The organism is Arthrobacter sp. UYEF21 (assembly GCF_040546085.1).
In the GTDB taxonomy this organism is placed as follows: Bacteria; Actinomycetota; Actinomycetes; order Actinomycetales; family Micrococcaceae; genus Arthrobacter.
In genome coordinates, this window is record NZ_JBEPNF010000002.1 from 295123 (window position 1) to 308171 (window position 13049).

The window sequence follows — 13049 nt, forward strand, 5'->3', positions numbered from 1 at the left end:
TGTTGGTCCTAATTCCAAGGCCTCTGGACCGGCTTTGATTGTAAGGTTGGTAGAGAACCGCGCCGGCCCTGGGCCAGCAGCAAGCGCCAGGCAAGAGGAGACACCATGAAACCGGAACCCGCGGGAACAGTCACGTCCGAGGCCGCTTCAGTGCCGGCGCGGGCCCGCTTCGGTTCATCCGAGGTGCCTGCCTCGCGCGCCACGCAGGACCGGATCGACATCCCTGAGTTTGCCCCCAACCCGGTGCCCGAAGGTGACATCCGTCCCGACCGGTTCCTGGACCGCGAGCTCAGCTGGCTCGCTTTCAACTCCCGGGTGCTGGAGTTGGCCGAGGATCCCAACCTCCACCTGCTGGAACGCGTCGCCTTCCTGTCCATTTTTGCGTCCAACCTGGACGAGTTCTTCATGGTCCGTGTTGCCGGCCTGAAACGGCGCATCGCCACCGGCCTCGCTGTGCCCTCCCCCGCCGGGTCCAGCCCGGTAGAGGTGCTCGAAGAAATCGGCGACGAAGCCCACCGCCTCCAGCAGCGCCACGCCCAGGTCTACGCGGAGCAGATCCGGCCCGCACTGGCCTACGAGCACATCCACCTGATGCATTGGGACGAACTGGACGACACCGCCAAGCAGCACCTCAGCACGATGTTCGCCGAAAAGGTCTTCCCCATCCTGACGCCGCTTGCTGTGGACCCGGCGCACCCGTTCCCGTATATCTCGGGACTCTCACTGAATCTCGCCGTCGTGGTGCGCAACCCCGTCAGCGACAAGGAACTCTTCGCCCGCCTCAAGGTTCCGGACCAGCTTCCCCGCCTGATTTCCATCGACGGTCCGCGCGCCGGTGCCGTGGCCGGACGCGTGGCACGCTTTATCGCCTTGGAAGAGGTCATCGCCGTCCACCTGGACAAGCTCTTCGCCGGGATGGAAGTCCTGGAGCACCACATCTTCCGTGTCACCCGCAACGAGGACCTGGAGGTGGAAGAGGACGACGCCGAGAACCTCCTGCAGGCGCTGGAGAAGGAACTCCTGCGCCGCCGTTTTGGCCCGCCCGTCCGACTCGAGGTCACCAACGACATCAACCCGAACATTCGCGCGCTGCTGATCCGCGAACTGGGCGTGGAAGAGTCGGAGGTCTACTCGCTTCCGGCTCCGCTCGACCTCCGCGGGCTGTCCGTCATTGCCGGCATTGACCGCGCGGACCTGCACTACCCGAAGCACATGCCCCACACGTCACGGTTCCTCAACGAGTCCGAGACGTCCAAGGCTGCCAACGTTTTCTCGGCCATGCGACGCCGCGACATCCTGCTCCACCACCCGTACGACTCCTTCTCCACCTCCGTGCAGGCGTTCCTGGAACAGGCGGCGGCGGACCCCAAGGTCCAGGCAATCAAGCAGACCCTGTACCGGACCTCGGGCGACTCCCCCATTGTTGACGCCCTGATCGATGCGGCCGAGGCGGGCAAGCAGGTGCTGGCTCTGGTGGAGATCAAGGCCCGGTTCGATGAGCAGGCCAACATTTCCTGGGCCCGCAAGCTCGAACAGGCCGGCGTCCACGTGGTCTACGGCATCGTGGGTCTGAAGACCCATTGCAAGCTGTCGCTGGTGGTCCGCCAGGAAGTGGACGGGCTGCGCCGCTACTGCCACATCGGCACCGGCAACTACCACCCCCGCACAGCCCGCTATTACGAGGACCTTGGCCTTCTCACAGCCAACGAGCAGGTGGGCGAGGACCTTTCCAAGCTGTTCAACCAACTCTCCGGCTACGCGCCCAAATCCACGTTCAAGCGCCTGCTGGTGGCTCCCCGCTCCGTCCGCTCCGGGCTTATTGACCGGATCGAGACCGAAATCCGCAACGCGCGTGCCGGTCGGGCCGCACGCGTGCAGATCAAGGTGAACTCCATGGTGGATGAGGCCATCATCGACTCCCTCTACCGCGCCTCCCAGGCCGGCGTGATGGTGGACGTCATTGTGCGCGGCATCTGCTCCCTGCGTCCCGGTGTCCCCGGCCTCAGCGAAAACATCACTGTGCGTTCGGTACTGGGCCGCTTCCTGGAACACTCCCGCGTGTTCGCCTTTGCCAACGGCGGGGGGCCGGTGGTCTACATCGGCTCGGCCGACATGATGCACCGCAATCTGGACCGCAGGGTGGAGGCGCTGGTCCAGCTGTCGAATCAGGAAGACATCACCTACGTCCTAGATTTGCTGCGCCGCTACATGGACCCGGAGACGGCCAGCTGGCACCTGGACAACGACGGCATGTGGAACCGCCACCACATTTCCGAGGACGGTACGCCCCTCGACGACATCCAGTCCTGGCTGCTGGCATCGCGCGACCGCCAGCGCAGCTTGAGCCGGCGGTAGGGCCCGCGTTGTCGAGCGACATCCTCGTAGCAGACCAGACTGACCATCCCGGGGAAGCCGTCGCGGTAGTCGCGGCCGGCGCCATCCCGTGGCGAAGCAACTCCGAGGGCCTTGAGGTCCTCCTGATCCACCGGCCCAGGTACGACGATTGGTCCTGGCCCAAGGGCAAGATCGACGCCGGCGAGACCCTTCCAGAATGCGCCGCACGTGAGGTGCGCGAGGAGATCGGGCTTTCCGCGCCCTTGGGCATCCCTCTGCCTCCCATCCACTACCACGTGGCCTCGGGCCTCAAGGTGGTCCACTATTGGGCGGTGAAAGTCAACGGCGCGCGGCTCGTTCCTGACGGCAAGGAGGTGGACCGTGTGGTGTGGTGCGACCCCGAAACCGCCGCCGGGCTGCTGACCAATCCGTCCGACGTCGTCCCCTTGCAGCATCTGCAGGCCGCCTACAAAAACGACCATTTGGACACCTGGCCGCTGATAGTGGTGCGGCACGCCAAGGCCAAGCCACGCTCATCCTGGTCCAAAGCCGAAGGTGAGCGGCCTCTGGCGGCCACCGGAATCCGGCAGGCGCAGGCCGTCGGCCGGCTGTTGCAGGTCTGGCAACCGCCGCGCGTGGTCACCAGCCCCTGGCGGCGCTGCGTGTCCACGGTGGCGCCCTATCTGAGGGCTTCCGGCGCGAAGGTCAAACTGGTGGACGCACTGACGGAACACCGCCATGCCCGCACCCCAAAAAAGACGGCGGCAGTCATCGACTCGCTTCTGGACAAGCAGCAGCCCGTGGCCATCTGCACACACCGGCCCGCTTTGCCCACCCTGCTGGCCCAGTTGGGCAAACAGATGCCGGGCCGGCTGCGAGCGCTTCTGCCGAATTCAGACCCCTACCTGTCGCCCGGAGAACTGGTGGTATGCCACGTGGCCGTCAACCACAAGCAACGCATCGTGGCGGTGGAACAGTTCAAGCCTTTTGACGACTGAGGTGGCCGGGCGCGTGCCGGAAGCGGTGACTGCCGCCATCGACCTTTTGGTCAATGCGGGCCGCGACGCACGGCTAACGATCAGCTGTTGCTCGACCTGGTCCGCGGGAAGCTGCGACGAGGCTGAACTGAGGAGTGAAACTCGCTCGAACGAGCGCCGGGAGCGGACGTGGTTGTGCGGTCCCGGTAGACTTTAGCGGTGAGCATCCCAACGCCTTATGAAGACCTCCTGCGTGACGTCCTGGCACATGGCACGCACAAATCGGACCGCACGGGCACCGGCACCACCAGCGTTTTCGGCCGCCAGATCCGCTTCGACCTGGCCAAAAGCTTCCCGCTGATCACCACGAAGCGGGTTCATTTCAAGTCCGTTGCCGTTGAACTCCTGTGGTTCCTGCGTGGCGAATCGAACGCGAAGTGGATGCAGGACCAGGGCGTGACCATCTGGAATGAGTGGGCCGATGCCGAGGGCGAGCTCGGGCCCGTCTACGGCGTCCAGTGGCGCAGCTGGCCCACCCCTGACGGCGGGCACATAGACCAGATCGCCGAATTGGTGGAGAATCTCAAATCCAACCCGGATTCGCGCCGGCATATCGTGTCCGCTTGGAACGTTTCCGAGCTCAAGGACATGGCGCTGCCCCCGTGCCACGCGTTCTTCCAGTTCTATGTGGCGGACGGCAAACTGTCCTGCCAGCTGTACCAGCGGTCCGCCGACATGTTCCTGGGCGTGCCATTCAACATTGCCTCCTATGCCCTGCTGACCTGCATGATTGCGCAGCAGGTTGGGCTGGAATTGGGTGAGTTTGTCTGGACCGGCGGCGATGTGCACATCTACGAGAACCACATGGACCAGGTCCTCAAGCAGTTGGACCGCGAAGCATACGAATACCCCCAGCTGAAGATCACCCGGAAGCCGGCCTCGATCTTCGACTACACGCTGGAAGACTTCGAAGTGGTGGGCTACCAGCACCACCCCACCATTAAGGCTCCGATCGCCGTATGAGCACCGAAAACACAGCAGATCCCCAGTCCTTCACGGACGAACTCGCTGGCTCCGTTACCGGCGTCGGCCTGGTGTGGGCGCAGACCTCCGGCGGTGTGATCGGCAAGGACGGCGACATGCCGTGGAACCTGCCCGAAGACATGAAGCACTTCACCCGACTCACCACGGGCCACCCGGTCATTATGGGTCGAAAAACTTGGCTGTCCTTCCCGGAAAAGTACCGTCCGCTGCCCGGCCGGACGAATATCGTGATCACCCGGCAGAAGACCTGGGGCGAATCACCTGAGGCGGAGGACGCCGTCGTGGTTCCCTCACTGGACGATGCGCTCCTTGAGTCGCAGTTCGTTGACGGCGGCGAGACGGTGTGGATCCTGGGCGGGGGCGAAGTCTTCCGCCAGTCCACCGAAATTGCCAACGTCGCCGTGGTCACCACTATCGATGTTGAGGCCGACGGCGACACGTTTGCTCCCGAGCTCGATGAGACGTGGGAGGCGGCCGCGTCAGTCCCCCCGGACGGGTGGCTAACGGCAGCCAACGGAACGCGGTACAGGTTTACCAAATGGGTTAGGACGCAGGGCTGAGATGTTGAAGAAACCGGAAACATTGTTTGTGCTGGGCTATATGCTCTTGCCGCTGCTCGCGCTGCTTTCTGCGATTGTTGGGCTGACCATGATCCTGGGCGGCAACAAGATCGCCGGAGCCATCGTGCTGGTGATCGTGACGCAGGCTTTCGCGTTTGGCGCCTTCTTCGCGCTGCGCGCCCGCAAGGCTGCCGTGCTCGAGGAAAGTAACCGGCGCTGACACGTTCATCTGGGGCCGGCCGGCTGGCAGCAGGGACCAATGGGGAGTACACCCCATCGCAGCCCGGCCGCGCCGCTATTAGCGTTGTGCAGGCAGCATAGAATCCCGCTGCTGGACTTTTGGGGGAAGGTACGTCGTGTCAGGAAACATGTGGGACGCCGACGTCGCGGCCCTTCGGACGCTGGCGCAGCAGTTCGGCCGGGCATCCGACGCACTGCTTCAGCAGTTGGCGTAGCTAAGCAACCAGATCAACAGCACCCCTCCATGGACGGGCCAGGACGCTGCTTCCTTCCGTGCCGACTGGAACGCCAACCACAGGGCGCTGCTCCAACGTGCTGCCTTAGAGCTCAGGCAGGAGTCCAAAAAGCTGCTGGAGAACGCCAACGAGCAGGAGAAGGCCAGCAAGGGCGGAGGGGCGGGCAGTTCCGGTCGGAGCGTCTCGGCGGGTGTCCCGGCAGGTGCCCTCACGTCTGTTTCGAGCCCGTTGGGCCCCGAACGGATCTCCGGTGCGAATTCACCGTTCCCCAGCGGCTGGGACGCGTACAGCGGTATCCTCGGCCTGAAAGGCGTCCCCCTCGGGCTCCGGGATATCTCCCACTTCGTCGCCCGGCACGGCGACGACGTCTCGGACTTGTGGCGGTCCGGGGACCAGCTTGCGGCATTGCGCCGGGCCGTAGACAAGGACTTGTGGGAGGCCGCGGCCCGGTCTGACACTCTCCGCCGCGCATTTTCCGGGACCTATGATCTTCTCAGCGCCAAATTCGGCGATTTCACCCAACTTGCCCGCGGCGCTGGGGCCGTCGATCTCGGCCCGTCGGCAAAGTTCGGCCCGAACTTCAACAGGGCACGTCCTTGGCGGACTAAGCGTGGGCCTTGATGGTCTGGACACCGTCAACGCGGCCATCAGTGGTGAGACCGGCGACGCTATGCGGTCAGGGCTGAAACTGCCCCCGGCGTCGGCTCCTTCTTCCCGTCCCCCGTTGGTGTCGCCTGCATGGTTGTCGGCGGCGCCTGGGCCGCCGTCGAGCTGATCCCGGGGGTCAGTAACGTGGGGCGGGAGCGGCGGGCGTCAAAGTCGCGGCGCCTCCGCGGGCTGCCCAAACCCCGGTTCGCGCTGACCGATGACATGGCCCGTAATTGGTTCGAGGCAAACCCTTCAGCGATCGTAATCCCCCGCGGGAATTTCCCGGACAGCACGCGTCCGTTCCCGGGTGAAGGGAACCACCGAGACTAGTGACGTAACCGGCTGCGCCCTGCCGGTTACGACGTCTAAACTGTACGAATGACTACAGCAGCTACCCCCTCCGTCGGCCTGGTCGGATGGCGCGGCATGGTCGGCTCCGTCCTGATGCAGCGCATGCAAGACGAGGGCGACTTCGCCAACCTCAACCCGGTGTTCTTCTCCACGTCCAACGCAGGAGGTGCCGCCCCGACTCTTGCCGGTGCTGCCGCCGGCGCGGCCGGCCAGCTCGAAGACGCGTTCGACGTCGCCACCCTGGCGAAGCTGCCCATTATTGTGACCGCCCAGGGCGGGGACTACACCAAGCGTGTGCACACCGAGCTGCGCGGCCGCGGCTGGGACGGCCTCTGGATCGACGCGGCCTCCACCCTGCGCATGAACGACGACTCGATCATCGTGCTGGACCCGATCAACCGCGACGTCATCGACAAGGGCCTGGTCAACGGCACCAAGGACTACATCGGCGGCAACTGCACCGTGTCCTGCATGCTGATGGGCCTGGGCGGGCTGTTCAAAAACGGCCTCGTCGAGTGGGGCACGTCCATGACGTACCAGGCTGCCTCCGGCGGCGGCGCGCGGCACATGCGCGAGCTGCTCAGCCAATTCGGCACGCTCAACGCCGAGGTCAGCTCGGAACTGGACGACCCGGCGTCGGCCATCCTCGAAATCGACCGCAAGGTCCTCGCCCACCAGCGCACCGACATCGACGCCACCCAGTTTGGCGTGCCGCTGGCCGGTTCCCTGATCCCCTGGATCGACTCGGACCTGGGCAACGGCCAGTCCAAGGAAGAGTGGAAGGCCGGGGTGGAGACCAACAAGATCCTGGGCACCTCGGACGAAAACCGCATCATCATGGACGGCCTGTGCATCCGGATCGGCGCCATGCGCTCCCACTCCCAGGCGCTGACACTGAAGCTCCGCGAGGACCTGTCCGTGACCGAGATCGAGAAGCTCCTGGCCGATGACAACGAGTGGGCGAAGGTCATCCCCAACACCAAGGAAGCCTCCATGGGCGGGCTGACCCCGGTAGCAGCGTCCGGCACGCTGGATATCCCGGTCGGCCGGATCCGCAAGATGGAAATGGGTCCGGAGTACATCAGCGCGTTCACCGTGGGCGACCAGCTGCTCTGGGGCGCCGCCGAGCCGCTGCGCCGCATGCTCAACATCGCCACCGGGAACCTATAGGCTCCTGCCTCACAACTCCATTACGAGCGGCCCTGGCCCGCACGGACGGTGCTGCCCAGCACCGCTCAGGCGGGCCAGGGCCGCTTTTGGTTGTCAGCGCCGGGAGGCAGAACCCGGGCCTGGTCCATTGTGGCCAGCAGCCGTCGCCGCATTTCCGCAGGGCTTGCCAAGAGCTTCCATTCCAGCCTTAGGACCACCCAGCCCGCTTCTACCAGCGCGTTCCCTCGGCGACGCTCGGCGAGCAACACCTCGTCAGTGGGTTTGTAGTCGGTGTATTTCCCGCTGCCATCAAACTCGATCACCACCCGGCTCGCGGGAGCTGCAAAGTCCGCGGAAGCGGCCGATAGGCGTCGAGTTGCCCGCTTTGAGGATGGCATGTCCACCCGGTGGGTTTGGACGTCGGTACCGGCACTTTTCGAGGAGTTCGCGTAACCCGTTGTGACAAGGATGAGCGGCCCCACACCCCACACACGGCATTCGTGCAGCCTTGCCGCACTGACATGGCCGGAGCAGGAAAGCCCACAGGTTGACTCAAAGTCCGCCTGGATCAGCACATTGTCCCTGTCCCAAGGCTCAAGACCATTCCAGTATGCCCGCCGGACATAGGCGCCCCGCCGAAGCCGGACAACGATCCCGCTGCGGACAGCCGCCGACAGTACGCGATCGTCCAGCGCGGTGGCGGCCAGCTGTCGTGTGGATGCGATCGGGCAGGCTGGCCACCGTGCATCCACGAGCACCTGAATCCTGTCAGCTTTCATGGTCCAAGGCTCCCGGGACATCTCAGGCCCCGGTAGCCCTCAGTCGTCCCATGTGGACAACCGGCAGTCCGGCATCCGCGGCTCTGCCCGGCACGAGCGGCGTTGCCCAGCACCGGCTAAGCGAGGCCGGGCCGGTCGTGCGGGTTGGGGCCGGTCAGTGGCCGAGGAAGCGCAGGTACTGTGCGGCGGCTTCCGTAAAGGCAGCCTGCGCGCCTACGCCGAGCGGCCTGGCTTCGTCGAAGAGTTCAGGCACGACGGCGGCGCTCCGGCTGGTGCCCGCGAGGCCCCACGTGCCGATCACCTCTCCCCCGGCAACGATGCTCTTCTTGAACACGCCGTTGCCGCCGGGGACGATCTTGTTGGCGTGCTCCGGGGCCAGCACGAGGCTGCGGTCCTGGTAGCCGAGCACAAACTCGTCGAAGCCAGGCAGCAGGAGCACCGAGCGCTGGCCGGGCACACCGGCGTCGAGCAGCGACGCGGTCTGCGGCGACATCCAATAGGCCGCCGCACCGAACTCCAGCGGCACCAATTGCCCGCTGACCTGCTCAAACGCCGCCCGCACCTCCGTCAGCGGAAGTTGGGTCCACCACGCGAAGTCACGGAGCGTGGCCGGGCCGTGGCTGCGGAAGTATCGCAGGGCGAACTCGGCGATACCCTCCTGACGCTCCAGTGTCCGCGAAACGGGGATCCACTCGTCGAACGCCACCAGTAGCTGCTGGTTTCCGGCCAGCGGGCCCTGGACCAACCAGGCGTGGCGGCACAGCGTCCCCAGGATATGGATTCCCCGCTGGCCGGTGGTGGGCTGCCCGGCGGCCTTAAACACGGCGAAGAGTTCGCCGCGGCTAATGGAGCCGCCACCCGCCACGCGTTCCAGGGCCACGTCGCGGCACTTTTCGATGTCCGCCCAGGTGATGTCCAGTTCGCGGTGCCGGCCGGCAACCACGCGACGAAGACGTTCAGCCGTAAGGCCCAGCATCCACCGCAGGTCCTCCGGAGCCACCAGGTGCAGCGTGCCGCGCATCGGCCAGGACCGGACCACGCTGCATCTTCCAGTGCGGCCCGGACATCCGCCAGCCCTGATCCCGGAACACGAAGGCCGACAGCCCACAGCGCTGCCTGCAGGTCCTGCGCCTGCGTCGCCGTCATCCAGCGGACCGCTGCTGGCACAGAACCGAACCCTGACCCCAACAGCCCCTGCGAGGCCAGTCGGAGCCTCCCCATGACCCTGCGGCTTACCCGGTTCGCTGCCATGCCCTCATCCTAGAACCGGCCCGCATAGTGTAGAACCATGACTTTGGGGAGTTGTGGCAGTTGTTCGAGCAGCGGCCACGCAGCGGCCGGCTGGTCTGGTTGTTTATGAGCCCGTACTTGGCGCTGACCGGCTGGGCCGCAGCCTTCCTGGAGATCGCCGCGAACCTCCGGGAAACGGACTCCGTTGACGGGCACGCTGCCCGTCGCAGGCCGGCTGAAACTAAAGCGTCAGCCCGACGAGCAGCGGTTCAGGCTGCAGTTCAATGCCAAAGCGTTCGACGACGCCGGCGCGCACCTCGTGCGCGATGGCCAGGATGTCCTTGGCGCTGGCCGAGCCGCGGTTGGTGATGGCCAGCGTGTGCTTGGTGGACAGCGACGCCCGTCCGCCCGAGGCGCTGTCCGGCTCCAGGCCGTAGCCCTTGCCGAACCCGGCCTGGTCGATCAGCCAGGCAGCGGAGAGCTTGACCATGCCTTCGGCACCGGAAGGATACTGCGGTGCGGAATCGGGTAACCGTGCGGCCACCTCGACCGGAACAACCGGGTTCGTGAAGAAGGAGCCCGTGGAATAGGTGTCCCGGTCCGCGGGGTCCAGCACCATGCCTTTGGTCGCGCGCAGGCGGAGGACTTCACGCCGGACGTCGTTGGTGTAGGCACGTTTACCGGGTTCCACCCCCAAGGACCGGGCCAGCTCGGCGTAGCGGATAGGCGCACTCATCCGGCCCAGTGGCAGCTGGAATTCAACAGTCAGCACGACATACCGGGGTGAGCCGTCCACGGTGGTCTGCTTCAGGATGGAATCGCGGTACCCGAACTTCAGCTCGGGGTTGGTGAAGGTCTGCACCGCGTTCCGGGTCCGGTCCCAGGTGCGGACCGCCGCGATGGTCTGGGAGACGTCAGAGCCATAGGCGCCGACATTCTGCACGGGCGTCGCGCCCGTGGCCCCGGGGATGCCGGAGAGGGCCTCAAGACCGGACCAGGCGTGCAGCACGGCGTGCTCCACCAGCGCGTCCCAGTTGTGGCCGGCCTGGACCACAACTGCCACGCCGCCGCAGGAGTCCTCCGCGCTAACGGTGAACCCCTCGGAGGCTATCCTCACCACGGTGCCGGGGAACCCGTCGTCGGAAATCAGGAGGTTGGAGCCGCCCCCGATGATGAGGACAGGCTCCCCCGCAGCATCTGCCGTGCGGACGGCGTCAATGATCTCGGGCTCGGTCCGGGCGTCAACGTATTTACCTGCGGGACCTCCGACGGCGGCCGTGGTCAGCTGGGCGAGCATAGGGGAAGTCACCTATCCACTATAGGGAAAAGTGGACAGCCCCGGTGAATGCTCAGGAGAGCCGGACGACGGCCTGGGCTTTCATCAGCACCTTCTGGCCGGCGGCAACCACGGTGAGGTCCACGCGGGCGGTGCCCGCCTCGGCGTCGAGCTTCCCGATGCCGCCGCTCACCTCGATGGTGGCCCCGGGCTCCGTGGTTCCGGTGGTGTCGGTGACCAGGACCGGCTTGGTGAAGCGGGTCTGGAAGTCGACGACGGCGGCTGGGTCGCCTGCCCAGTCGGTCACCAGCTGCACGGCGGCACCCATGGTGAACATGCCGTGGGCGATCACGCCGGGCAGTTCCACGCCGGTGGCGAAGGCTTCGTTCCAGTGGATGGGGTTGAAGTCGCCGGACGCGCCGGCGTACTTCACCAGGTCGGTGCGGCTGACCTCGATGGTGCGGCTGCCGATGTCCTGGCCTGCGCTGAGTTCATGGAAGCTGGGGTTCATGGTTACTGTCCCTCTCCGCGGACCAGGATGGATGACGTGGTGGTGGAGACTGCCTCGCGGGAGTCCTCGCTGAGGGCAAAGATCTCGGCCCTGGTGGTGATCATGGCGCCGCCGCCCATGGCACGCACGCCGTCCACATGCAGCTCGGCCACGAGTCGGTCGCCGGCAAAGATGGGGCGGTGGTGGATGAAACGCTGGTCCGCGTGGACCACGCGGGTGAAGTCGATGCCGGCATCCGGGTCCTCGATCAGCTGCGCGTCGGCACGCTGGGCAACGATGATGGCGAACGTGGGCGGCGCCACCAGGTCGCTGTGGCCCAGGGCCTTGGCGGCCTCGACGTCGAAGTGGGCTGGGTGGGTTGCCTTGACGGCACGGGCGAACTCGCGGATTTTCTCGCGTCCGACGTCGTACACCTCTGCGGCAGGGTAGCTGCGGCCCTGCAGGTCCGGATTGATAGTCATGGCGTCCAGCCTATCGGTGCCCGGCCCGGGAGGCCTTGCGGCACCTTGATATGATGAATTTATCATTTCATCAAGTGACTGCACAGGAACGTTCACCATGTTGTCTCCAGCCCAGGCTCCGCTTTACGAAATCAGGGCCAACCTGTTCAAGGCGCTGGCTCATCCGGCCCGGATCAGGATCCTGGAGCTGTTGGCTGCAGCTCCGGAGAACACGGCTGCAGTCAGTTACCTGCTGGCCGAAACCGGGCTAGAAGCTTCCCATCTGTCCCAGCACCTGGCCACGCTCCGAAAGCACAAAGTGGTGACATCCGTGCGCTCCGCCAACGCCGTGACTTACCGCCTGGCGCACCCGGGGATATCGAAGCTGCTCGCCATCGCACGCACATTCCTGCTGGACAGCCTCGCTGACTCGAATGAACAGCTCAGGCTGGCCCAGCAGCGCCCGGCAACACAGTTGTCCGAGGGAACCGCCCCGTGAGCAGCAGCCTCCGCCCGGGCACCCGGGGAATCAGCCGCTTCCTGCCTTCCCGGGCCGACCACGCTGGCTTCCGGCGATACTAACGCTCAGATCTGCTGGCGGGCATTACCGTGGGCATCGTGGCCCTGCTCTCCCTGATGGCGGGACTGGCGCTCGTGGCGGGGGTCGCCGTCGTGATGCTATTGGTCCTGCCCGCATTCGATCTGGCTTCGCTGGGGAGCCTGGCAATGCCGGCGGTGGCCATTGCCGTCCTGGCGTCCATCGAGTCCCTGCTCTCAGCGCGGGTGGCCGCGGGCATGACCGGCCCCGACGGCAGGCCCGGCGGGGTTTACAGCCCCGACCGCGAGCTCACGGGCCCAGGGCCTGGCTTCTGTCGCTGTCGACCTGTTTGGCGGCATGCCGGCCACCGGCGCCATCGCACGGACGGCTGTCAATGTGCGGTCAGGTGCCAAAACACGGATGGCCGCCGCCGTCCGTGCCGTAGTCCTGTTGGCCATTGTTTACTTGGCATCGGGAATGGTCACCCGCAACCCGCTGGCGGCCCTGGGCAGGGTCCCCATGGTGACGGCGGCGCGGATGGTCTCACGGGGCACTGTGGCTGCGATCCTCAGCTATACGCGAGCGGACCCAGTTGTCCGGTCAACGTCGTGGGCCATGCACTGAACCCGGCCACCGGAGAGATCAGCAACCACACCATGGCTTCTGACCCGGCTGTGGTGCTGGAGTGGGTCCGCCGGTTCGCCCCGCCGGTCAAGGTCGTCTACGAATCCGGCCC

Annotated in this window: 14 protein-coding genes and 1 pseudogene; 10 read left to right on the top strand and 5 right to left on the bottom strand. The window is 65.7% G+C overall.

Annotated elements, in window-relative coordinates:
* Positions 1-105 precede the first annotated feature (105 nt).
* The 8 genes from ABIB27_RS04655 to asd all read left to right on the top strand — a co-directional run bounded on the left by ABIB27_RS04655 (position 106) and on the right by asd (position 7560).
* A complete protein-coding gene (locus ABIB27_RS04655; protein WP_354215580.1) occupies positions 106-2355 on the top strand; it encodes an RNA degradosome polyphosphate kinase in 2250 nt (749 codons plus the stop codon).
* Between the two features lie 8 nt (positions 2356-2363).
* The gene (locus ABIB27_RS04660; protein ID WP_354215581.1) at positions 2364-3332 is read left to right on the top strand and encodes an NUDIX hydrolase; all 969 of its coding nucleotides are present in this window, start codon (positions 2364-2366) and stop codon (positions 3330-3332) included.
* Between the two features lie 198 nt (positions 3333-3530).
* Complete coding sequence (locus ABIB27_RS04665; protein ID WP_354215582.1) at positions 3531-4334, top strand: thymidylate synthase; 804 nt, start codon at positions 3531-3533, stop codon at positions 4332-4334.
* Entirely contained in the window at positions 4331-4915 is a 585-nt protein-coding gene (locus ABIB27_RS04670) for a dihydrofolate reductase (protein WP_354215583.1), read from the top strand. The genes ABIB27_RS04665 and ABIB27_RS04670 overlap by 4 nt, the downstream gene beginning before the upstream one ends.
* Before the next feature lies 1 nt (position 4916).
* On the top strand, positions 4917-5135 hold the full coding sequence (locus ABIB27_RS04675) for an NF038396 family protein (RefSeq protein WP_354215584.1): 219 nt from the start codon (positions 4917-4919) through the stop codon (positions 5133-5135).
* A 484-nt stretch (positions 5136-5619) separates the two neighbouring features.
* Positions 5620-6012: a hypothetical protein gene (locus ABIB27_RS04680; protein WP_354253576.1), complete on the top strand. Its 393-nt coding sequence runs from the start codon at positions 5620-5622 to the stop codon at positions 6010-6012.
* 117 nt (positions 6013-6129) lie between these two features.
* Positions 6130-6369 carry a hypothetical protein gene (locus tag ABIB27_RS04685; RefSeq protein WP_354253577.1) on the top strand — a complete coding sequence of 80 codons (240 nt, stop codon included), beginning with the start codon at positions 6130-6132 and terminating at the stop codon, positions 6367-6369.
* A 48-nt stretch (positions 6370-6417) separates the two neighbouring features.
* A complete protein-coding gene (gene asd / locus ABIB27_RS04690) occupies positions 6418-7560 on the top strand; it encodes an aspartate-semialdehyde dehydrogenase (protein WP_354253578.1) in 1143 nt (380 codons plus the stop codon).
* 65 nt (positions 7561-7625) lie between these two features.
* On the opposite strand, the gene ABIB27_RS04695 is transcribed toward asd, so the two are convergent.
* From ABIB27_RS04695 to ABIB27_RS04715, 5 genes and pseudogenes are all read right to left on the bottom strand, one after another.
* Positions 7626-8318, bottom strand: coding sequence for a type IV toxin-antitoxin system AbiEi family antitoxin domain-containing protein (locus tag ABIB27_RS04695; RefSeq protein ID WP_354253579.1), 693 nt, complete (start codon positions 8316-8318; stop codon positions 7626-7628).
* A gap of 154 nt (positions 8319-8472) precedes the next feature.
* Positions 8473-9569: pseudogene (locus tag ABIB27_RS04700) on the bottom strand (winged helix DNA-binding domain-containing protein).
* A 220-nt stretch (positions 9570-9789) separates the two neighbouring features.
* Positions 9790-10845, bottom strand: a complete 1056-nt coding sequence (locus tag ABIB27_RS04705) for a UDP-N-acetylmuramate dehydrogenase (protein WP_502909115.1) — start codon at positions 10843-10845, stop codon at positions 9790-9792.
* A 52-nt stretch (positions 10846-10897) separates the two neighbouring features.
* Positions 10898-11335: a MaoC family dehydratase gene (locus tag ABIB27_RS04710; RefSeq protein WP_354215589.1), complete on the bottom strand. Its 438-nt coding sequence runs from the start codon at positions 11333-11335 to the stop codon at positions 10898-10900.
* A 2-nt stretch (positions 11336-11337) separates the two neighbouring features.
* Complete coding sequence (locus tag ABIB27_RS04715) at positions 11338-11796, bottom strand: FAS1-like dehydratase domain-containing protein (protein ID WP_354215590.1); 459 nt, start codon at positions 11794-11796, stop codon at positions 11338-11340.
* 97 nt (positions 11797-11893) lie between these two features.
* Between ABIB27_RS04715 and ABIB27_RS04720 the strand changes: the two genes are divergently transcribed.
* Both ABIB27_RS04720 and ABIB27_RS04725 read left to right on the top strand, forming a co-directional pair.
* Positions 11894-12274 (top strand): ArsR/SmtB family transcription factor, encoded by a 381-nt coding sequence (locus ABIB27_RS04720; protein ID WP_354215591.1) that lies wholly within the window; start codon positions 11894-11896, stop codon positions 12272-12274.
* Between the two features lie 396 nt (positions 12275-12670).
* Positions 12671-12937, top strand: a complete 267-nt coding sequence (locus tag ABIB27_RS04725; RefSeq protein WP_354215592.1) for a SulP family inorganic anion transporter — start codon at positions 12671-12673, stop codon at positions 12935-12937.
* The last annotated feature ends 112 nt before the right edge of the window (positions 12938-13049 follow it).

Excerpts from the sequence above, each read along its gene's own strand:
- ABIB27_RS04655 (WP_354215580.1), top strand. The coding sequence starts at position 106 with ATGAAACCGGAACCCGCGGGAACAGTCACGTCCGAGGCCGCTTCAGTG.
- ABIB27_RS04670 (WP_354215583.1), top strand. The coding sequence starts at position 4,331 with ATGAGCACCGAAAACACAGCAGATCCCCAGTCCTTCACGGACGAACTC.
- ABIB27_RS04675 (WP_354215584.1), top strand. The coding sequence starts at position 4,917 with ATGTTGAAGAAACCGGAAACATTGTTTGTGCTGGGCTATATGCTCTTG.
- ABIB27_RS04685 (WP_354253577.1), top strand. The coding sequence starts at position 6,130 with ATGGTTGTCGGCGGCGCCTGGGCCGCCGTCGAGCTGATCCCGGGGGTC.
- asd (WP_354253578.1), top strand. The coding sequence starts at position 6,418 with ATGACTACAGCAGCTACCCCCTCCGTCGGCCTGGTCGGATGGCGCGGC.
- ABIB27_RS04695 (WP_354253579.1), bottom strand. The coding sequence starts at position 8,318 with ATGAAAGCTGACAGGATTCAGGTGCTCGTGGATGCACGGTGGCCAGCC.
- ABIB27_RS04705 (WP_502909115.1), bottom strand. The coding sequence starts at position 10,845 with ATGCTCGCCCAGCTGACCACGGCCGCCGTCGGAGGTCCCGCAGGTAAA.
- ABIB27_RS04710 (WP_354215589.1), bottom strand. The coding sequence starts at position 11,335 with ATGAACCCCAGCTTCCATGAACTCAGCGCAGGCCAGGACATCGGCAGC.
- ABIB27_RS04715 (WP_354215590.1), bottom strand. The coding sequence starts at position 11,796 with ATGACTATCAATCCGGACCTGCAGGGCCGCAGCTACCCTGCCGCAGAG.
- ABIB27_RS04720 (WP_354215591.1), top strand. The coding sequence starts at position 11,894 with ATGTTGTCTCCAGCCCAGGCTCCGCTTTACGAAATCAGGGCCAACCTG.
- ABIB27_RS04725 (WP_354215592.1), top strand. The coding sequence starts at position 12,671 with ATGCCGGCCACCGGCGCCATCGCACGGACGGCTGTCAATGTGCGGTCA.